Raw genomic sequence first — 18,328 nt, forward strand, 5'->3', positions numbered from 1 at the left:
GGGGAGCGATGAGAACCCCACACCTGGTCTGCCTCGACATCGACGGCACGACCGTCGACCACGACGGCCACCTCCACGAACCCGTCCGCGAGGCCGTGCGTGCCGTCGTCGACGCCGGGCACCACGTCACCTTCGCCACCGGTCGGGCCATCGTCGGCACGCTGCCGGTCCTGGACTCCCTGAGCATCACGACGGGCTTCGTCGTCTGCTCCAACGGGGCCGTGACGCTGCGGCTGGACCCGCGGCACGAGGCGCGCTACCAGGTGCTCGAGGCCGTCACGTTCGACCCGGCCCCGGCGCTGCGGGTCCTGCGCCGCGAGTTCCCGACCGCGCTCGTGGCCGTCGAGGAGCTCGGCGTCGGCTTCAAGGTGTCGGCGCCCTTCCCCACCGGCGAGCTCGACGGCACGCCCCAGGTCGTCCCGTTCGAGGAGCTCATGGCCTGCCCGGTCACCCGCCTCACGATCCGCGACCCCGACAGCACGAGCGAGGAGTTCCTCGCCCAGACCGACCGCATCGGCCTGCACGGTGTCGAGTACGCCGTCGGGTGGAGCGCCTGGCTCGACATCACACCCGAGGGCGTCTCGAAGGCGGCGGCCCTCGAGGCCGTCCGGCGCCGGCTCGGGATCGAGCCGGCAGCCACCATCGCCGTCGGGGACCAGCGCAACGACATCGAGATGCTCGAGTGGGCGGCCCGCGGGGTGGCGATGGGCAACGCGCCGGACGAGGTCAAGGCCGTCGCCGACGAGGTCACCGGCGACGTCGACGACCACGGGCTCGTCGACGTGCTGCGGTCCCTGCTCTGAGGTTGCTCCGTCCGGATCTCGACGGCGCGGCTCCGCTGGTGGCAGGGTGCACCCATGAGCAGCCAGGACGTCCGCCAAGCCACCCGTGAGGCCAACGACAGCAAGGCCGTCGAGTGGGGGGCGCGGACCGGCTTCGCGGTGCTCGGTGCGCTGCATCTGCTCATCGCGTACATCGCGGTCAAGGTGGCGTGGGGCATCGGCGGCGGCTCGAAGAACGCGGACTCGGCCGGGGCGCTGTCCACCATCTCCAGCACCACCGGTGGCGCCCTCCTGCTGTGGGTCGGCGTCGGTGGCTTCGCCCTGCTCGCGCTGTGGAACATCACCGAGGGGGCGATCAGCCACGGGGAGGCGTTCGACCGGCTCAAGCTCGTGGCCAAGGGCATCATGTACGCCTTCTTCGCGTTCACCACGTTCCGGGTCGCCGCCCTCGGCGGCTCCGGTGGGGGTGAGCAGCAGACCGACGACTTCACCCAGAAGCTCATGAGCAACCCGGCCGGCCAGGTGCTCGTCGGCATCGTCGGGCTCGTCGTCCTCGGGGTCGCGGGCTACCACGTGCACAAGGGCTGGACGAAGGCCTTCCTCGAGGACCTGCGCGAGCACCCCGGGACCTGGGCCGTCCACGCCGGCCGCGCCGGCTACATCGCCAAGGGCGTCGCGCTGATGATCGTCGGCGGGTTCTTCCTCGTCGCCGCGTGGACCTCCGACCCGGAGGACGCCAAGGGTCTCGACGGGGCGCTCAAGGCGCTCAAGGACATGACCGGCGGGCCGGTCATCCTCACCGTCGTCGCCGCGGGCCTCGCCGGCTACGGCATCTACTCCTTCGCGCGGGCGCGTTACGTCCGGCTCTGAGCCCGGTCCGCGGCGTCGGCCGCGGGCGCCTCGTGCGCGTCACGGCGCAGGTACCGCCAGGCGAGCAGCGCGCACACGACGCCGTTGACGAGGCCGACGAGCACGTCGGTCAGGTGGTGGGCGCCCCGGTACAGCCGGGCGTAGGACACCGCGAGCGGCACGAGGATGCACAGCACGACGAGGACCCGTCGCGCGACGACGTTCTCGATGCGGGTCGCCATCAGGGCGAACGCGACGTAGAGCGCGGTCGAGGCGCCCACGTGGCCGCTCGGGTAGCTGGACGTCGGCGGGGTGGGGTCGAGCCGCTCCACGTTGGGCCGGCTGCGACCGACGATCCACGCCGCGACGACGAAGAAGGTCGCCTGCAGCGAGATCGCCAGGAGCGGGACGACGGCGAACCACCAGGCCTTCGTGCGCCACAGGACGAGCAGCGCGACGAGCACCGCCACCCCGATGACGTACTCGGTGTTGCCCATCGACGACATGACGAGGGTGATGGACTCCCCGGTGGCGGTGCGCCGCTCCTGGAACCAGCGGTTGAGGTCGTTCTCGCCCTCGAGCCCACGCAGCGGCCCGGTGATGACGAACCCGATGGCGACGATGGCCGCGAAGAGCCCGAGACCGGGGAGCAGTGCGCGCACGGCCGCGTCCCGGAGCGCGGCGGTGAACGACGGACGCGAGGTGTCGTCCCAGCGGGTGAGGAAGGACATGGTGCTCCTAGCGGGAGGCGTGGCGGTCGTCGACGACGTCGGGGTCGGCGCCGGTGTCGGTGGAGAGGTCGGGGTCGTGCGCGGGCTCCGGGTCGGTGGGCCGCCAGTTCGAGTACCCGGCGTAGGACGCGAGGACGAGACCCGCCCCGGTGAGCACGCCGACCGTGACGTCGCTGGGGTAGTGCACACCGAGGAAGACGCGGTCCAGGGCCGTGGCCAGGACGACGGCCGCGCCCACGGCGACCATCACGCTGCGAGCCACCCGACTGGTGACGATGGGCCACACGAGGATGATGACCGTGACCGTGAAGGCGGCCGAGTTCAGCGCGTGGCCCGAGGGGAAGGAAAAGCCCGGTGCCTCCGACACGGGGTCCTCGACGATGGGGCGCGCGCGCTGGAACAGGTACTTGGCGCCGAGCCCGACCGCCCACGACACCATGAGGGTGGCGAACGCCCACCAGGCCCGGGTGCGCATCCCGCGGCCCAGCCAGACCCAGAGGCACAGGAGGGTCCCGGCGGTGTGGAGCAGGATCGGCCGGGTCGCCTCCTGCCAGAGGATGAGGGCGTCCCGGAAGCCCGGGCTCGACCGGGTCACCGCGGTGAGGGCCCCGATGACGCGGTCGTCGAGCGCGATGAGGGGGTCCCACCTGCTGCGGACCAGGAAGCCGACCCCGAAGAGGACCGCCCCGGTGACCAGGGCGTACACCGCGGCCCGGCCGAGCCGCCGGCCGCGACGGCGGGAGGAGGCGGCGCCGGTGCTGGTCACCGGGTATTTCTACCGCACGGTACGGCGGCATGGCGGCGCACGCCCGGGCCGGACGCGTCCGCGTGGGATGCTGTGCGCGCCATGGCCGAGCTGCACATCACCTCCGCGACCAACCCCCGCCTCAAGGCGGTGACGGCGCTGCGTCGCCGGCGTGCCCGCGAGGAGCAGGGCCTGACCGTCGTCGACGGGTACGACGAGCTGGCCCTCGCGGTCGAGGCGGGCGTCGTCCCGCACACCCTGCTGCACTGCCCCGAGCTGATGGCGGACCCCGCCACGCAGGGCGCCCTCGTCGAGCGGGTTCGCACCCTCGGCGCCGGCACGATCCGGTGCGGGCGGGCCGCCTTCGAGAAGGTCGCCTACCGCGAGGGGCCCGACGGCTTCCTCGCCGTCGTGCCGGTGGCGGGCGTCCCGCTACGGTCGCTACGGCTGCCGCCGGACCCCCTCGTCGTCGTCGTCGAAGGCCTCGAGAAGCCGGGCAACCTCGGCTCGGTGCTGCGCAGCGCGGAGGCCGCCGGGGTGGCGGCGGTCGTCGCCGCCGACGCGGCCACCGACTGGGGCAACCCGAACGTCGTCCGGGCGAGCAAGGGGACCGTCTTCTCGGTGCCGGTCGCGTCCGCCCCGCTCGGGGACGTCCTGGACTGGCTCAGCGACCACGACGTCCGGCTCGTCGCCACGACCCCCGACACCGACCTGCTCCACACCGAGGCCGACTACCGCGGTGCCGTCGCGATCGCGGTCGGCACCGAGAAGACCGGGCTCAGCGACGCGGCGCTCGCCGGGGCCGACGTCCGCGTCCGCATCCCGATGGCGGGCCGGGTCAACTCGCTCAACGCCGGCGTCTCGGCCGCGATCGTCGTCTACGAGGCCGTCCGTCAGCGCGGTTCCTGAGGCAGGTGGGGCCCCTGTGAAAGGGGGGCGCACAGCCCTCCGCGGGGCCAGGACCGGTGTCCGGAGCACCTGCTGGCGTGTGCGACGATGAACGGCATGCGAGTTGACCATGTTGTCTACGCGGCTGAGCACGATGGCGTGCACGCGACGGCTGCACGCCTCGCGAAGCTGATCGGCGTCGAGCCGGTCGACGGGGGAGTCCACCCGCGCTTCGGGACGCGGAACGTCATCCTCCCGCTGGCCCACGAGCGCTACGTCGAGGTCGTCGAGGTGCTCGAGCACCCCGCCGCCGACAAGGCGCCGTTCGGCCAGGCCGTCCGTGCTCGTTCCGAGGCCGGCGGGGGCTGGCTCGGCTGGGTCGTCCGCGTCGACGACATCGCCGAGCAGGAGGCCCGTCTCGGCCGCGAGGCCGTGCAGGGCAACCGGCACCGGCCCGACGGGGTCGAGCTCCGCTGGAAGCAGCTCGGGGTCAGGGGCCTCATGGCCGACCCGCAGCTGCCGTTCTTCGTCGCCTGGGAGGGTGGGGTCCCGCACCCCTCCGAGGACGCCCACACCGACGTCACCATCGAGTCGCTGACCATCGCCGGCGACCCCGACCGGGTCCGTGAGTGGCTGGGCCTTCCCGCCGACTACACCTCGTCGGTCATCGGCTTCTCGTTCGTCTCGCCGCACGGCACCCCCGGGCTCATGTCCGTCACCTTCGAGACCCCCCAGGGCGAAGTCGTCATCTGATCCACCCGGGGTCGGGGGATGCGGCGTCAGCCGCGGGGGGCCCACCGCCGCAGCCGCAGGCTGTTCGTCACGACGAGCACGCTGGAGGCGGCCATCGCACCGCCGGCCACCATCGGGCTGAGCACTCCGCCGACCGCGAGCGGGATGGCGGCCACGTTGTAGCCGAACGCCCACACGAGGTTCTGCCGGATGGTGCGCAGGGTCGCCTTCGACAGCGCCATCGCCTCGACGACGGCGGGCAGCTCCGAGCGGAGCAGGACGATGTCGGCCGCACCCGCCGCGACGTCGGTGCCGCTGCCCATCGCGATCCCGAGGTCCGCCTGCGCCAGCGCGGCCGCGTCGTTGACGCCGTCGCCGACCATCGCCACGACGTGACCCTTCCGCTGCAGGTCGGCGATCATCGCGTGCTTGGCGTCGGGCCGCACGTCGGCGACGACCCGGCCCACCGGGATGCCGACGTCCCGGGCGACGGTGAGGGCCGCGCGGTCGTGGTCGCCGGTGAGCAGGTACGTCGTGAGGCCGGCCTCGGTGAGGTCACGCACCGCCCGGGCGGAGCTGCGGCGCACCGTGTCGGAGACGGTGAGCGCGGCACGGGCCCGGCCACCCCAGCCGACCCAGACCGTCGTGCCCTCCGCGTCGGGGCGCGCGATCTCGCGGGGGACCTCGTCGAAGAGGTCGGCGCGCCCCACGGTGACGACGGTGCCGTTGACGTCGGCGCGGGCCCCGGCCCCGGGCAGGGACTCGAAGTCGGTGGCGGCGGGCACCTCGAGGGCGCGGCGCCGCGCAGCCGTGACGACGGCCCGGGCGACGGGGTGCTCGCTGGCGTCCTCGACGGCGGCGGCGGCCCGCAGCGCCTGGTCCTTGAGGAGCCGGCCGGCGGTGACGACGCCGACGAGGGCCATCTCGCCGGTCGTCACGGTCCCGGTCTTGTCCAGGACGATGGTGTCGACCCGCCGGGTGTCCTCGAGGACGTCCGCGCCCTTGATGAGGATGCCGAGCCGGGCGCCGCGCCCGGTGCCGACGAGCAGGGCGGTCGGCGTCGCCAGGCCGAGGGCGCACGGGCAGGCGATGACGAGCACGGTGATGGCGACCTCGAGGGCGCGCACCGGGTCGCCGGTGCCGATCCACCAGCCGGTGAAGGTCAGCGCCGCGAGGACGAGCACGATCGGCACGAAGACGGCCGAGACCCGGTCGGCGAGGCGCTGGACGGGAGCCTTGCTCGTCTGGGCGCGCTCGACGAGCCGGGTGATGCCGGCCAGCGTGGTGTCGCGGCCGACCGCGGTGGCCTCGACGACGAGGCGGCCGGTGCTGTTGACGGTGCCGCCGGTGACCTCGCTGCCCGGGCGTACGTCGACGGGCTGGGACTCGCCGGTGACGAGGGAGGCGTCGACGGCGCTGGAGCCGTCGCGCACCACCCCGTCGGTCGCGACCTTCTCACCCGGCCGGACGACGAAGCGGTGCCCGACGGCGAGCTCGTCGACGGGGATGCGCCGCTCGATGGTCGCGCCGGACGCGGGGTCGGTGCGCAGGACGGAGACGTCCTTCGCACCGAGGTCGAGCAGCCCGCGCAGGGCGTCCCGGGTGCGGTCGGTGGCGCGCGCCTCCATCCAGCGCCCGAAGAGGAGGAACGTGGTGACGACGGTGGCCGACTCGAACCAGACGTGCGAGCCCTCCATGCCCATCCCGCCGGCGTTGCCGGTGACGACGACCGACAGGGACCACAGGTAGGCGGCGAGGACCCCGAGCGAGACGAGGGTGTCCATGGTCGAGGTCCGGTGTCGGGCCGCCTGGAGCGCGGCCCGGTGGAACGGCAGGCCGGCCCAGAGGACGACCGGCGTCGCGAGGATGAGCTGGACCCACGCCTCGTTGGGGACATCGGCGCCCGGGACCATCGCGAGGATCACGACGGGCACGGTGAGGGTCGCGGCGCTGAGGGCCCGGGAGCGCAGGTCGGCCATCCGGACGGCGCCGGGGGAGGGCGCGGGCGTCGTGGCGCGGTCCGCCTCCGCGGCGTCCTCCCGGCGGGTGGGGGGCGTGGCTCCCGAGCCGTCGGCGTGGTCGCGCGCGCCGGTGCCGGGGCGGTCGGCGACGGTGCGCAGGGCGGGCCCCGCGCCGCCGACCACCTCGGCGCCGTAGCCGGTGCCGCGGACGGTGGCGAGGAGGTCCTCGACGGTGACCGGCCCGGTCCAGCGGACGGTGGCCTTCTCGGTGGCGAGGTTGACGAGGGCGTCGACCCCCTCGAGCCGCTCGAGCTTCTTCTCGATCCGCGCGACGCACGAGGCACAGGTCATCCCGGTGATCGCGAGGTCGACCTCGTGCACGTCCCCCGTGGGGCGGTCCGCTGTCTGGGTCATGTCAGCTCCTCAGCAGACGCGTGACGGCAGCGGTGACCTCGCCGACCTTCGCGGCCGCGGCCTCGTCGGACTCGCGGGCGGCGTCGACGACGCAGTGGGCGATGTGCTCCTCGAGCAGGTTGACGCTGACCGCCTGGAGCGCGCGGGTGGCTGCGCTGACCTGGGTCAGGACGTCGATGCAGTAGGCGTCGTTCTCGACCATCCGGGCGATGCCGCGGATCTGGCCCTCGATCCGTCGGAGTCGCTTGAGCTGGTCGTCCTTGGTGTCGCTGTACCCGGGCGGTGTCACCGCCGAGGCTGGGGTCGTGACGCTCATGCCTAGATAGTACCCCCCTAGGGTATCCGGTGGCGAGTCGGGGCGGGCGGTCGTCAGGATCCTACGGCGCGTCCTCGCCGCAGGACGAGGACGTCGACCGTGGTGCTCGCGGCCGGTGGGGCGGGCTCAGACGAGGCGGACGTCGACCCCCGCCCGGCGGAGCCGGTCGACCTCGTCGGCGGGGGCCGCGGTGTCGGTGACGAGCACCGTGGCGCGCGCGGCCGCGACGATCTGCGACAGCGTGACGCGCCCGACCTTCGTCGAGTCGGCGACGACGATGAGCCGCTGCGAGCGCTCGGCCAGGCCCTGGTCGGTCCGGGCCTCGACCGCATCGTGCGTCGTGAGCCCCCCGGCGGCCGAGATGCCGTCGACGCCCATGATCGTGACCCCGAAGTTCAGGCCCTCGACGAAGCGGTCGGTCATCGGCCCGACGGCCTCGTAGCTCTCGGGGCGCATCGTGCCGCCCGCGACGATGACCTTCATCCCGGGGTGGGCCGCGAGCTCGACGGCGATGTTGACCGCGTTGGTCACGATCGTCAGCTCGGTGCGCCCCACGAGCCGCCGCGCGACCTCGGTCGTCGTCGTCCCGCCCGAGATCGCCACCGCCATCGGGCGGCGGGGCAGCTCCTCGACGCACGCGGCGGCGATGCGGGCCTTGGCGTCGCGGTTGCGGGTGTCGCGGTACCGCACCGGGTGTTCCGCGCCCGGGCGGCTGGTCGCGCCGCCGTGGATCCTGCGCAAAAGCCCGCGCGCCTCGAGGACGGCGAGGTCACGGCGGACCGAGGCGCGCGACATCCCGAGCTCGGTGGCGAGGGAGGCCACCCGCACCGTCTCGCGGGCCGTGACGGCGTCGACGATCGCCGACAGCCGGTCGCTGCGTCGGGTCGACACCGCGGGGTCGGGGCGGGGTGCAGGGCGGGGGTCCATCCCCTCCAGTCCACCAGAGCGGCGCGGCAGGCGGTGCGCGAACGCGCAGTTCGCCTGCGCGAATGTGCGGTTCTCGGGCGCACGGCCGTGAGGATGGGCCCATGACGACCCCGATGCAGCCCTCGGTCCCCGATTCCGTTCCCGCGACGACCCCGGGCGGGACGACGACGATGCGGGAGATCGACAGCCAGCCCGAGGTGTGGCGCGGGGTGCTCGAGCGCACCGCGGCCCTCACCGAGCTGCTCGCGGCGCCCGGCGAGCGGGTCCTGTTCATCGGCTGCGGCACCTCCGCCTTCGTCGCGCACTCCCTCGCGACGCTCCGTGAGGCGGCGGGGCTCGGTGAGTCCGACTGGGCGTACGCCTCCGAGGTCGGCCCGGCCCGGCCGTGGGACCGGGTCGTCGCCATCACCCGCTCGGGCACGACCACCGAGGTGCTCGACGCGGTGCGGGCGCTGCGGACGGCGGACGCGGGCCCCCGGGTCGTCGCGATCACGGCCGTCGACGGCATGCCCGTCGCGGACCTCGCCGACGACACGGTCGTGCTCGGCGAGGCCGACGAGGAGTCCGTCGTCCAGACCCGGTTCCCGACGACCGTGCTCATCCTGGGCCGGGCGGCGTTCGGTGAGCGCGTCGACCACCTCCCGGCCGAGTGCCGGGCGGCGCTCGCGACGACCCGGCCGGACCCGGCGTCGTTCGAGCACTTCGTGTACCTCGGTCGCGGCTGGTGCCAGGGCCTGGCCGACGAGGCAGCCCTGAAGATCCGCGAGGCCGCTCAGGCCTGGGCCGAGAGCTACCCGGCGCTGGACTTCCGGCACGGCCCGATCGCCGTGGCCGGCGCGCGCAGTCACGTCTGGGTGTTCGGGCCGGTGCCCGACGGTCTGGCCGACGACGTCCGGTCCGTCGGGGCGACCGTCCGGGAGTCGACGCACGACCCGCTCGTCGAGCTCGTCCTCGCCCAGCGACTGGCGGCCGACCTGGCCGCAGCGCGCGGTCTCGACCCGGACGCACCCCGACACCTGACCCGCAGCGTCGTCCTGGACGCCTGACCCCACATCGACCAATAGGTCACGCCAGGTACGGCCCGATCCGTCCCGACATCGACCGATAGGTCACGCCAGGTACGGCCCGTCCCGTCCCGACATCGACCGATAGGTCACGCCAGGTACGGCCCGTCCCGTACGTGGCGTGACCTATTGGTCGTTCCAGGTACGCGGGCCAGCACGGGCACGGGCACGGGCAGGGGCGGCAAGGTGGGCAGGGGCGGCAAGGTGGGCAGCGGCAGCAAGGTGGGCGGGGCGGCGGGGGCGGCAGGGGGCGACGGGGCCTGCCTGCGGGGCTCAGCCGAGGTGCTCCTTGACGAGCTTCTTCGGCGCGCGGGTCGCCCAGGCGTCGGTGATGATCTCGGCGAGCTCGAGGTAGTCGAGCATCTCGAGGTCGCGCTCGCGGACGAGCACGTAGTCGTACCCGTCGAAATGCGGTGTCGTGAACCACGGCTCGCCGAGCTGGAGGACGGCCTGCTTGTCGTCCGGGCCCGGGGTGACGATGGCGATGACGTCCGGCATCGGCTCGCCCGACCCGGGGTCCACGGCGTCCTTGCGGGGCCCCCGCCAGAGCACGAACGCCTTGCCGCGCACCGCGTACGAGGGCAGCTCGTCCGTGCCCTCACGGGTCACCTCGGGCAGGGCCATCGCGATGCCGTCGATGTCGTCACGGTCGACGGGCCTGCTGTCGTTGGTCGCCACGGGGCCACCTTCCCACAGCGACCGGGGCACCGGCCGACGGGAGTCCGGGGCTCAGAGGGCCAGGGTGAGGAAGACGCTGTGCCGGTCCGGGCGGTAGTCGCCGAACGGCTCGCAGTCGGTGAAGGAGTGTGCGCGGTAGAGCGCGCGGGCCGGCGCGAACACCTCCGCGGCGCCCGTCTCGAGGCTGACCCTGGCGGCGCCGCCCGCCCGCGCCTCGGCCAGCGCGTGCACCAGCAGCGCCCGCCCGAGCCCGGTGCCGCGCAGGGCGGGGCTGACCCGCATCGTCTTCAGCTCGAGATGCCCCCCGCCCAGGTCCTTCAGGGCCACGGACCCGACGAGGTCGCCGCCGGCCTCGGCCACCCACAGCCGCACCGCCGGATCGCGGAACTCCTCGACCGTCAGGGCGTGACGGCTGCAGGCCGGCGCCGTCGGCTCCATCTCGGCGAGATGCTCGTCGACGAGGACCGCGACGCGCGGGTCGTCGGGGTCCGCCCGAACGAGGGCGACCCCAGGCACGGCCTCGGCGGTCATGGCAGGTGACGGACCAGCTCGGGGGCCAGGCCGACGTACGTGGCGGGGGTCATCGCCGCGAGCCGCTCCTCGACCTCGGTGGGGAGCCCCAGCCCGCGGACGAACGTCACGAGGTCGTCCTGCCCGATGCGCCGGCCCCGGGTCAGCTCCTTGAGCCGCTCGTACGGCTCCTCCATGCCGGGGACGCCCTGGGCCCCGAGCGCGCGCATCGCCGACTGGACGGCCTCGCCGAGCACCTCCCAGTTCCCGTCGAGGTCGGCGGCCATCGTGGCCGGGACGGCGTCGAGCCCGTCGAGCCCGCGGTGCGCGTTGTCGATGGCGAGGAGGCTGTGCCCGAAGGCGGACCCGATGTTCCGCTGCATCGAGGAGTCGGTGAGGTCGCGCTGGAGCCGGCTCTGCACCAGGGTCGCCGACAGCACGTCGAGCAGCGCGTTCGACACCTCGAGGTTCGCCTCGGCGTTCTCGAACCGGATCGGGTTGACCTTGTGCGGCATCGTCGACGACCCGACCGTGCCCTGACCGCGGACCTGCGCGAAGTACCCCATCGAGATGTACGACCACACGTCGGTGCACATGTTGTGCAGCACCCGGTTGAAGCGGGCGAGGTCGGCGTAGAGCTCGGCCTGCCAGTCGTGGCTCTCGATCTGGGTCGTCAGCGGGTTCCAGGTGAGGCCGAGGTGCTCGACGAAGGAGCGGCTGACGTCCTCCCAGTCGGCGCCGGGGACGGCCGCCAGGTGGGCGCCGTACGTGCCGGTGGCCCCGTTGAGCTTGCCGAGGAACTCCGCGTCCTCGATGCGGCGCAGCTGCCGCCGCAGGCGCCATGCGAGGACGGCGAGCTCCTTGCCCATCGTCGTCGGCGTCGCCGGCTGCCCGTGGGTGTGCGCCAGCAGCGGCACCTCGGCGAGCTCGCGCGCCATCTCGGTGAGCTTCGCGACGAGCGCGTCCGCCCGCGGGAGCCATACGTCGCGGACCGCGCCGCGCACCATGACGGCGTAGGACAGGTTGTTGATGTCCTCGCTCGTGCAGCAGAAGTGGATGAGCTCGGCGAGCCCGGCGTCCTCGTCGACCGGGGCGATGTCGCGCAGCCGGGTCTTGAGGAAGTACTCGACGGCCTTGACGTCGTGCAGCGTGACCCGCTCGATGTCGCCGAGCTCGGTGATCTCGGCGGCGCCGAAGGACGCGACCACCTCGCGGAGGGCGGCCTTCTCGGTGTCGGTGAGCCGCCGCACTCCGGGCACGACCTCGCGCTCGGTGAGGTGGATGAGCCACTCGATCTCGACGTGCACCCGGGCCCGGTTGAGCGCGGGCTCGGAGAGGTGGTCGACGAGCGGGGCGACGACCCCGCGGTACCGGCCGTCCAGCGCCCCGAGGGCGATCTGCGGGTCGACGTCGGCGAGGCTCGTGGCGCGGGACAGGCCGGATCCGGCATCGGTCGTGCTCGACATGCCGCCATCCTCCCAGAGTCGGCGCCCTCCTCGTCCCCGGGCCCGCGGCCGCCGCGCACCCCGCCCGGTCAGGCGTCCAGCGCTCGCCGGACGTGCTCGACGATGCCGGGGACCGCGGCCCCGATCTCGGCGTAGGTCTGCTCGTACTCGGCGTCGCCGCCGTACCAGGGGTCGTCCATCCCCAGCTCCCCGGCCGCGGCCGCCTCGGGGTCGAAGGAGCGGAGCAGCCGGATCCGCCCCCGCTCGTCCGCGTCCCTCGCGAGGCGCTCGAGCCGGTCGGCGTGCGGGTGGTCGGCGGCCAGGACGAGGTCGACGTCGTCGAACCAGTCGGCCCGGAACTGCCGGGCGCGGTGGTCGGCCCAGCCGACGTCGGGGTGCCCGTGCCGCCGGAGCGTCGCGATGGTCCGGGGGTGCGCCGGGTTGCCCAGCTCCTCGGTCGAGGTGCCGGCGGAGTCGACCTCGACGAGCCCGTCGAGCCCGGCGTCGGTGAAAGCCTCGCGCAGCAGGAACGCGGCCATCGGGGACCGGCAGATGTTGCCGTGGCAGACGACGGTGATGCGGTAGGGACGTTCGCTCATGGCCGCCATCCTCCCCAGCGCCGTCCGCGCCCCCGTGGCCGGGTCCCGTGGCGCCGGGGCCCGTCAAGGGTCAGGTGATGTCGAACCAGCCGGGCACGGCCGCCGTGAAGTCGGCCGTCGACAGGGCACCCGCGCCCTCGGGGATGCGCCCCCACAGCGGAGCGCCGGTGACCCGGGGCAGGTCGTGCAGGTTCTCGGTCTCGGCGAGCCCGGGCTCGGCCGGCCAGGAGCCGATGACGACGCCGATCAGCGGCAGGTCCCGGGCGGCCAGGGCCTCGGCCGTGAGGGCGGCGGTGCTGAGCACCCCGAGCCCCGCCGAGGCGACGAGCACGACGCCGCACGACAGTCCCTTGTAGCGCAGGGCGGCCCCGAGGTCGGCCAGCGTGCCGCCCCGGCCGTCGAGCCGCACGAGCAGCCCGCCGGCCCCCTCGACGAGAGTGACGTCGGTCTGTGCGGCCAGCTCGGTGACCCGGCGGACGTGCGACGCCACCGGGGGCAGGGCCACCCCCTCGCGGCGGGCCGCTGCCTCGGGCGAGAGGGGGTCCCGGAGCCGGACGAACTCGTGCGTCTCCAGGTCGTCGCCCACGAGCCGCCGCACGTCGTCGACGTCGCCGGGCTCGCCCGGGAGCAGCCCGGTCTGGGTCGGCTTGACGACGGTGGCGGCGCTGCCCGGGCCACGGCCCCGCACGAGAGCCGCCAGGGCCGCCGTGACGACGGTCTTGCCCACCCCGGTGCCGGTCCCGGTGACGAGGACGACCGACGGCAGTGAACGAGGGTCGGACACGGGGCCGGTGCTCAGACCCGGGCCGGGACGAGGCCCGCGAGCACCGTGCAGGCGCGGTCGAGCATGTCGGAGGTGTGGTCGGCGTGGGCGGTGAGGCGGAGCCGGGAGGTGCCGTCGGGGGTCGACGGCGGCCGGAACGCCCCGACCCGGATGCCCTGGGCCTTGGCCCGCTCGACGGCCTCGACGGTCTCGTGCGGACCGGGCATGACGACCGACATCACCGCGCCGTCGGGGGCGTCGACACCGCAGGCCTGCGCCATCCGGGCGGCGTTGGCGTGGACCCGCGCCGCCAGCTCGGGGTGCTCGCGGAGCACCCCGATGGCGGCCAGGGCGGCGCCCGCCGCTGCGGGGGCGAGCCCGGTGTCGTAGATGAAGGGGCGCGCCGTGTTGACGAGGTGGTCGCGCACGTCCGGGTGCGCCAGAACCACCCCGCCCTGGGCGGCGAACGACTTGGACAGGGTCGAGGTGACGATGACGTGCTCGGCCTCGAGCAGCCGCGCCTGCGCGAGGAGCCCGGCGCCGCCGGGGCCGACGACCCCGAGGGCGTGGGCCTCGTCGATGACGAGCAGGGCGCCGGTCTCGGCGGTCAGGGCCACGAGGTCCTCGACGGGAGCGGCGTCCCCGAGGACGGAGTAGATGGACTCGGCGACGACGACGGCCCGGGGGGTGTCGCGACGCGCGAGGAGCTCGGCGACGTGCTCGAGGTCGTTGTGGCGGGCGACGCTGACCGCCGCGCGCGAGAGCCGGCAGCCGTCGATGAGCGAGGCGTGGGCGTGCTCGTCGCTGACGACGAGCGTGCCGGCGTCGGCGAGGGTGGTGAGCGCCGCGAGGTTGGCCGCGTACCCGCTGGACAGGACGAGCGCCGACGGGGCGCCGGTGAGCCGGACCAGGGCGTCCTCGAGCTGCTCGTGGATGTCGAGGGTGCCGGTGACCAGGCGCGACGCCCCCGCGCCGGTCCCGTAGGTCTCGACCGCCGCGACCGCTGCGGCGACGACGGCGGGGTGCGTCCGCAGCCCCAGGTAGTCGTTCCCGGCGAGATCGACGACGTCGCCGGGCGTCGTCACCGAGAGTCGACGGACGAGCCCCGCTTCCTCACGAGCGGCGGCGGCGTCCCTGATCCATTCGAGCGGCCCCGTCACGTCACCGATCCTGCCACGGATGCCGGAGGTGTCCACTTGTGGCAGGTACTTGACACAAGACCGCGCAGGGAGGACCCTCCATTTGTGTCAATGTATCGATACAAGATGGAGTGGTCATGGTCGCCCTGAGAGTCCTCCCGGTCGTCGTCCTCGTCGGCGTCGCCACCTTCGTCCTGGCCCTCGTCCGGCGCCGCACGGTGGCGGTCCCGGCCGCGGACCACGCCGAGGTCGTCCGGGTGGCCCGCCGGACCCGGACCCTTCGTGCCCTGGGGCTGGCCGTCGGGGCGGCCCTTGCCCTGCTCGTCCTGGTCGGGGGGCAGGCGCTCGACGCCCTCGGCCGGATCACCTCCCTCGCCCCGGCCGTCCTCGGGGCGGGGGTCCTGCTCGGGACGGTCGTCGGGGAGCTGACGGCACGTCCTCGGGTGGGCGCCCGGCGCTCGGCCGCTGTCGAGACCAGGACGGTCCGTGGTGTCCTTCCCCGCACCTGGACGGCCCTCGCCACGGGCTCCGCGACGGTCCTCGGCGCCGCCCTCCTGCTCGGCATCGCGTGGGGGTCCGCAGACGACCTCGGCCGAGCCGGCCGCAGCTTCGCCGTCACCTGCACCCAGGTCATCGACGGGACGGCGGTCCAGATCGGCAGCTCCCGCGGCCCCTGGCCGGGCTCCTACTACGCGGTCCCCCTCCTCGGGGCGCTGCTCGTCCTCGGCCTCCTCGCCGCCCTCGCGCTCGTGGCGGTCGTCCGCCGCCCTCGGCCGTCCGTCGACAGCCTCGACCTGGACACGCTGCTGCGCCGGGGGGCGGCGGCGAACGTCCTCACCGCCACGACGTTCTCAGCGCTGGCGACGCTCGCCCCGGTCGCCCTGTTCATCGCCTCGGGGCTGGCCGACTCCGGCTGCGCGTCGACGCCGCTCCAGAGCGCGGTGGGGTGGGCCGCCTGGGTCGTGGCACCCCTGGCGCTGGCCGGTGCGGCGGCGGCCCTGGGGATGCTGCTCGCCGGCCCCGTCATCCGGGTCGCCGACCAGCAGGCGGCGGGCTCCGGCGTGGCGGCCGAAGGCACTCCGGTCCGATGACCCTGTCCACGGTCACCGTCGACGACCTCGACCCGACGCCACCCTTCGAGCAGTTGCGGCGCCAGCTCGCCGACCTCATCGGCAACGGGGTCCTCGCACCGGGTGACCGGCTGCCCCCGGTGCGCCAGCTGGCTGCCGACCTCGGCCTCGCGGCCGGCACCGTCGCCCGGACCTACCGCGAGCTCGAGCATGCCGGGTACGTCCGGTCGCGCCGGGGCGGCGGCACGCGCGTGGCCGCGGCCCCGCCGGAGGCCGCGACGCCCGAGGCCGCCCTCGACGACGCTGCCCGGGCCTATCTCGCCCGCGCGCGGGTGCTGGGCGTGGCACCGGACGTCGCGGCCAGGGTCGTCGACCGTCTCGCGCGGGGCTGACCGGCGGTCCGGCCGGGCGGGCGGGCATGCTGGGGGTGCCCACCCCCTGAACTAGGAGTCCTCGTGCCCAAGGCCCCGCTGCCCGACGACGTCGCCGAGCTGTTCCGGCAGCCCAACCCCGCCGTCGTCGCCGTCCTCCTGCCGAGCGGCGCGCCGATGTCCGTCGCCACCTGGTACCTCGTCGAGGACGACGGCACCGTGCTGCTCAACATGGACGCCGAGCGTGCCCGCGTCTCGTGGATGAAGGAGCACCCCGAGGTCGCGCTCACCGCGCTCAAGGACGGCGAGTGGTACACGCACGTCAGCATCCGCGGGCGGGTCGTGCGGTGGGAGGCCGACGAGGCGGCGGCGATGGCCGACATCGACCGGCTCGCGCGGCACTACACCGGCAGCGAGTACCGCAACCGGGAGCGCGCCCGGATCAGCTGCTGGGTCGAGATCTCGAACTGGCACGGGTGGGGTGCGGCCAAGGCCGACTGACCGGTCCTACCGTGAGGGGTCGCGTCCAGTCGTACCCGGAGGACCCCATGAGCGAGCGTCCGAGTCAGACCCTCCCCCTCACCAGTGCGCGGCATGTCCCCGACCGCACCTGGCACGCCCGACCCGCCGGGTCCCTCACGGTCGGCGAGCGCGCCGCGGACGTGATGCGCAACGGGATGGGCAGCTGGCGCTTCGTCTTCGCCTTCCTGGCCTTCATGGCGGTGTGGGCCCTGCTCAACTCCGTGTCCCGGGCATGGGACCCCTACCCCTTCATCCTGCTCAACCTGTTCCTGTCGATGCTCGCCGGTCTTCAGGGCGCCATCCTGCTCATCGCCGCGAAGCGGCAGGACGCGGTGACGGCCGACCTCGCCCAGCACGACTACGACACCAACATCGCCGCGAAGGAGGACGTGGAGGCGCTCCTCCGGCTCCACTCGACGCAGGTGGAGATGCTCGAACAGGTGTTGGGCCGCCTCGCGTCGCTGGAGCACGGAGCCGGCGGCGCGGCCCGTCCGTGACGGCGTGCGTCAGCCGTGGACGTCGGCCACGGCACCAACCAGCGCGGCGGTGAGCGTCCCGAGGTCCTCGTCGGACGTGACGTACGGCGGCATCGTGTAGACGAGGTCTCGGAACGGCCGCACCCATGCCCCTCGGGCGATGGCGGCGGCGGCGACCTCGGCCACCCGCACCGGCTCGCGGAGCTGGACCACCCCGACAGCCCCGAGGGTGCGCACGTCGGCGACGGTCGCGAGGTCGCGCGCCCCGGCCAGGCCGTCGCGGAGCCCGGTCTCGACGCGGCGGACCTCGGCCTCGGTGTCGCGCGCCGCCAGCAGGTCGAGGTTGGCGCTCGCGACGGCGCAGGCGAGCGGGTTGCCCATGAACGTCGGCCCGTGCATGAGGCCGCCGGCCGCGCCCCGGCTGACGCCCTCGGCGACCTCGCGGGTGCAGAGCATCGCGGCGAGGGTCAGGTAGCCGCCGGTCAGGGCCTTCCCGACGCAGAGGATGTCCGGGGGCGTGTCCACCCGGTCGCCGGCCCAGCGCGGCCCGGTGCGGTGGAACCCGGTCGCGATCTCGTCGTGGATGACGAGCGCGCCGTGCTCCCGGGCGAGCCGGTGCAGCACGTCGAGGACGTGCGGGGCGTAGACGTGCATCCCGCCCGCGCCCTGGAGCACGGGCTCGACGATGACCGCAGCCACCTCGGCCGCGTGCGCGGCGTACAGGTCGGTCGTCGCCCGCTCCCACGCGACCATGGCGGGGTCGTCCGGCGGCACGTCCAGCCCGGCGGGGGGGCGGGGCGCGAAGACGTGCTCGGGCAGCACGCCCCGGAACAGCGCGTGCATGCCGCCGACCGGGTCGGTGACCGACATCGGCGAGAACGTGTCGCCGTGGTACCCGCCGCGGATCGTGAAGAACCGGGTGCGGTGACGGCCGGCGGCGAGGTGGAACTGGAGGGCGGCCTTCATCGCCACCTCGACCGAGACCGACCCGGAGTCGGCGAGGAAGACGTGCTCGAGTCCGGCCGGGGCCTGGGCGAGCAGCCGACGGGCGAGCGCGACAGCGGGCTCGTGGGTCAGCCCCCCGAACATGACGTGCGACATCCGGTCGAGCTGGTCGCGGGCCGCGGCGTCGAGCTCCGGCACCCGGTAGCCGTGCACGGCGCACCACCACGAGCTCATCGCGTCGATGACCTCGCGGGCCGTCCCGTCACGGTCTCGCAGCCGCAGGCGGACGCCCTGGGCGGACTCGACGAGCCAGGGGTCGGACGGCGTCAGCGCCGACGAGTAGGGGTGCCAGACGTGGTCGCGGTCGAACGCGAGCAGGGCGGCGTGGTCGTCGGACATCG

General features: G+C 74.3%; 21 protein-coding genes. 9 read left to right on the forward strand and 12 right to left on the reverse strand.

Annotated features, from left to right (window positions below; genetic code table 11):
• Window positions 1-8 precede the first annotated feature (8 nt).
• Window positions 9-803, forward strand: a complete 795-nt coding sequence (locus tag Q0963_RS05565) for an HAD family hydrolase (RefSeq protein WP_299443872.1) — start codon at window positions 9-11, stop codon at window positions 801-803.
• Between the two features lie 54 nt (window positions 804-857).
• The gene (locus tag Q0963_RS05570) at window positions 858-1,652 is read left to right on the forward strand and encodes a DUF1206 domain-containing protein (protein WP_299443875.1); all 795 of its coding nucleotides are present in this window, start codon (window positions 858-860) and stop codon (window positions 1,650-1,652) included.
• On the opposite strand, the gene Q0963_RS05575 is transcribed toward Q0963_RS05570, so the two are convergent.
• Together Q0963_RS05575 and Q0963_RS05580 are read right to left on the reverse strand one after the other, a co-directional pair.
• Window positions 1,637-2,362, reverse strand: coding sequence for a phosphatase PAP2 family protein (locus tag Q0963_RS05575; RefSeq protein ID WP_299443878.1), 726 nt, complete (start codon window positions 2,360-2,362; stop codon window positions 1,637-1,639). The genes Q0963_RS05570 and Q0963_RS05575 overlap by 16 nt on opposite strands.
• A 7-nt stretch (window positions 2,363-2,369) precedes the next feature.
• Window positions 2,370-3,128 (reverse strand): phosphatase PAP2 family protein, encoded by a 759-nt coding sequence (locus Q0963_RS05580; protein ID WP_299443881.1) that lies wholly within the window; start codon window positions 3,126-3,128, stop codon window positions 2,370-2,372.
• An 81-nt stretch (window positions 3,129-3,209) separates the two neighbouring features.
• Between Q0963_RS05580 and Q0963_RS05585 the strand changes: the two genes are divergently transcribed.
• Window positions 3,210-4,016, forward strand: coding sequence for a TrmH family RNA methyltransferase (locus Q0963_RS05585; protein WP_299443884.1), 807 nt, complete (start codon window positions 3,210-3,212; stop codon window positions 4,014-4,016).
• Between the two features lie 96 nt (window positions 4,017-4,112).
• A complete protein-coding gene (locus tag Q0963_RS05590) occupies window positions 4,113-4,748 on the forward strand; it encodes a VOC family protein (RefSeq protein ID WP_299443887.1) in 636 nt (211 codons plus the stop codon).
• A gap of 26 nt (window positions 4,749-4,774) precedes the next feature.
• Here the strand turns inward: Q0963_RS05590 and Q0963_RS05595 are convergent, their stop codons facing one another.
• From Q0963_RS05595 to Q0963_RS05605, 3 genes are all read right to left on the reverse strand, one after another.
• Window positions 4,775-7,102 carry a cation-translocating P-type ATPase gene (locus Q0963_RS05595; protein ID WP_299443890.1) on the reverse strand — a complete coding sequence of 776 codons (2,328 nt, stop codon included), beginning with the start codon at window positions 7,100-7,102 and terminating at the stop codon, window positions 4,775-4,777.
• 1 nt (window position 7,103) lies between these two features.
• A complete protein-coding gene (locus tag Q0963_RS05600; protein ID WP_299443893.1) occupies window positions 7,104-7,418 on the reverse strand; it encodes a metal-sensitive transcriptional regulator in 315 nt (104 codons plus the stop codon).
• Between the two features lie 126 nt (window positions 7,419-7,544).
• Window positions 7,545-8,345 (reverse strand): DeoR/GlpR family DNA-binding transcription regulator, encoded by an 801-nt coding sequence (locus tag Q0963_RS05605; RefSeq protein ID WP_299443896.1) that lies wholly within the window; start codon window positions 8,343-8,345, stop codon window positions 7,545-7,547.
• A 101-nt stretch (window positions 8,346-8,446) separates the two neighbouring features.
• On the opposite strand from Q0963_RS05605, the gene Q0963_RS05610 reads away from it, so the two are divergent.
• Window positions 8,447-9,391 carry an SIS domain-containing protein gene (locus Q0963_RS05610; protein ID WP_299443899.1) on the forward strand — a complete coding sequence of 315 codons (945 nt, stop codon included), beginning with the start codon at window positions 8,447-8,449 and terminating at the stop codon, window positions 9,389-9,391.
• Window positions 9,392-9,682: 291 nt separating this feature from the next.
• Here Q0963_RS05610 and Q0963_RS05615 read toward each other — a convergent pair whose 3' ends face one another.
• From Q0963_RS05615 to Q0963_RS05640, 6 genes are all read right to left on the reverse strand, one after another.
• Window positions 9,683-10,087: a hypothetical protein gene (locus Q0963_RS05615; protein WP_299443903.1), complete on the reverse strand. Its 405-nt coding sequence runs from the start codon at window positions 10,085-10,087 to the stop codon at window positions 9,683-9,685.
• Window positions 10,088-10,138: 51 nt separating this feature from the next.
• On the reverse strand, window positions 10,139-10,618 hold the full coding sequence (locus tag Q0963_RS05620; protein WP_299443906.1) for a GNAT family N-acetyltransferase: 480 nt from the start codon (window positions 10,616-10,618) through the stop codon (window positions 10,139-10,141).
• On the reverse strand, window positions 10,615-12,063 hold the full coding sequence (gene purB / locus Q0963_RS05625; RefSeq protein WP_299443909.1) for an adenylosuccinate lyase: 1,449 nt from the start codon (window positions 12,061-12,063) through the stop codon (window positions 10,615-10,617). The genes Q0963_RS05620 and purB overlap by 4 nt, the downstream gene beginning before the upstream one ends.
• A gap of 68 nt (window positions 12,064-12,131) precedes the next feature.
• Window positions 12,132-12,641, reverse strand: coding sequence for a low molecular weight protein-tyrosine-phosphatase (locus tag Q0963_RS05630; protein WP_299443912.1), 510 nt, complete (start codon window positions 12,639-12,641; stop codon window positions 12,132-12,134).
• 70 nt (window positions 12,642-12,711) lie between these two features.
• The gene (gene bioD / locus Q0963_RS05635) at window positions 12,712-13,425 is read right to left on the reverse strand and encodes a dethiobiotin synthase (protein ID WP_299443915.1); all 714 of its coding nucleotides are present in this window, start codon (window positions 13,423-13,425) and stop codon (window positions 12,712-12,714) included.
• A gap of 11 nt (window positions 13,426-13,436) precedes the next feature.
• The gene (locus Q0963_RS05640; protein WP_299443918.1) at window positions 13,437-14,564 is read right to left on the reverse strand and encodes an 8-amino-7-oxononanoate synthase; all 1,128 of its coding nucleotides are present in this window, start codon (window positions 14,562-14,564) and stop codon (window positions 13,437-13,439) included.
• A gap of 116 nt (window positions 14,565-14,680) precedes the next feature.
• Between Q0963_RS05640 and Q0963_RS05645 the strand changes: the two genes are divergently transcribed.
• The 4 genes from Q0963_RS05645 to Q0963_RS05660 all read left to right on the forward strand — a co-directional run bounded on the left by Q0963_RS05645 (window position 14,681) and on the right by Q0963_RS05660 (window position 17,003).
• The gene (locus Q0963_RS05645) at window positions 14,681-15,634 is read left to right on the forward strand and encodes a hypothetical protein (RefSeq protein WP_299443921.1); all 954 of its coding nucleotides are present in this window, start codon (window positions 14,681-14,683) and stop codon (window positions 15,632-15,634) included.
• Window positions 15,631-16,005 carry a GntR family transcriptional regulator gene (locus Q0963_RS05650; protein ID WP_299443924.1) on the forward strand — a complete coding sequence of 125 codons (375 nt, stop codon included), beginning with the start codon at window positions 15,631-15,633 and terminating at the stop codon, window positions 16,003-16,005. Before Q0963_RS05645 ends, Q0963_RS05650 begins: the two co-directional genes overlap by 4 nt.
• Window positions 16,006-16,068: 63 nt before the next feature.
• Window positions 16,069-16,485 (forward strand): pyridoxamine 5'-phosphate oxidase family protein, encoded by a 417-nt coding sequence (locus tag Q0963_RS05655; RefSeq protein WP_299443927.1) that lies wholly within the window; start codon window positions 16,069-16,071, stop codon window positions 16,483-16,485.
• 47 nt (window positions 16,486-16,532) lie between these two features.
• Window positions 16,533-17,003: a DUF1003 domain-containing protein gene (locus Q0963_RS05660; protein ID WP_367180031.1), complete on the forward strand. Its 471-nt coding sequence runs from the start codon at window positions 16,533-16,535 to the stop codon at window positions 17,001-17,003.
• 9 nt (window positions 17,004-17,012) lie between these two features.
• On the opposite strand, the gene Q0963_RS05665 is transcribed toward Q0963_RS05660, so the two are convergent.
• A complete protein-coding gene (locus Q0963_RS05665; RefSeq protein WP_299443930.1) occupies window positions 17,013-18,326 on the reverse strand; it encodes an adenosylmethionine--8-amino-7-oxononanoate transaminase in 1,314 nt (437 codons plus the stop codon).
• Window positions 18,327-18,328: the final 2 nt, after the last annotated feature.

The sequence above is a fragment of the uncultured Phycicoccus sp. genome, from assembly GCF_947495705.1.
In the GTDB taxonomy this organism is placed as follows: Bacteria; Actinomycetota; Actinomycetes; order Actinomycetales; family Dermatophilaceae; genus Phycicoccus.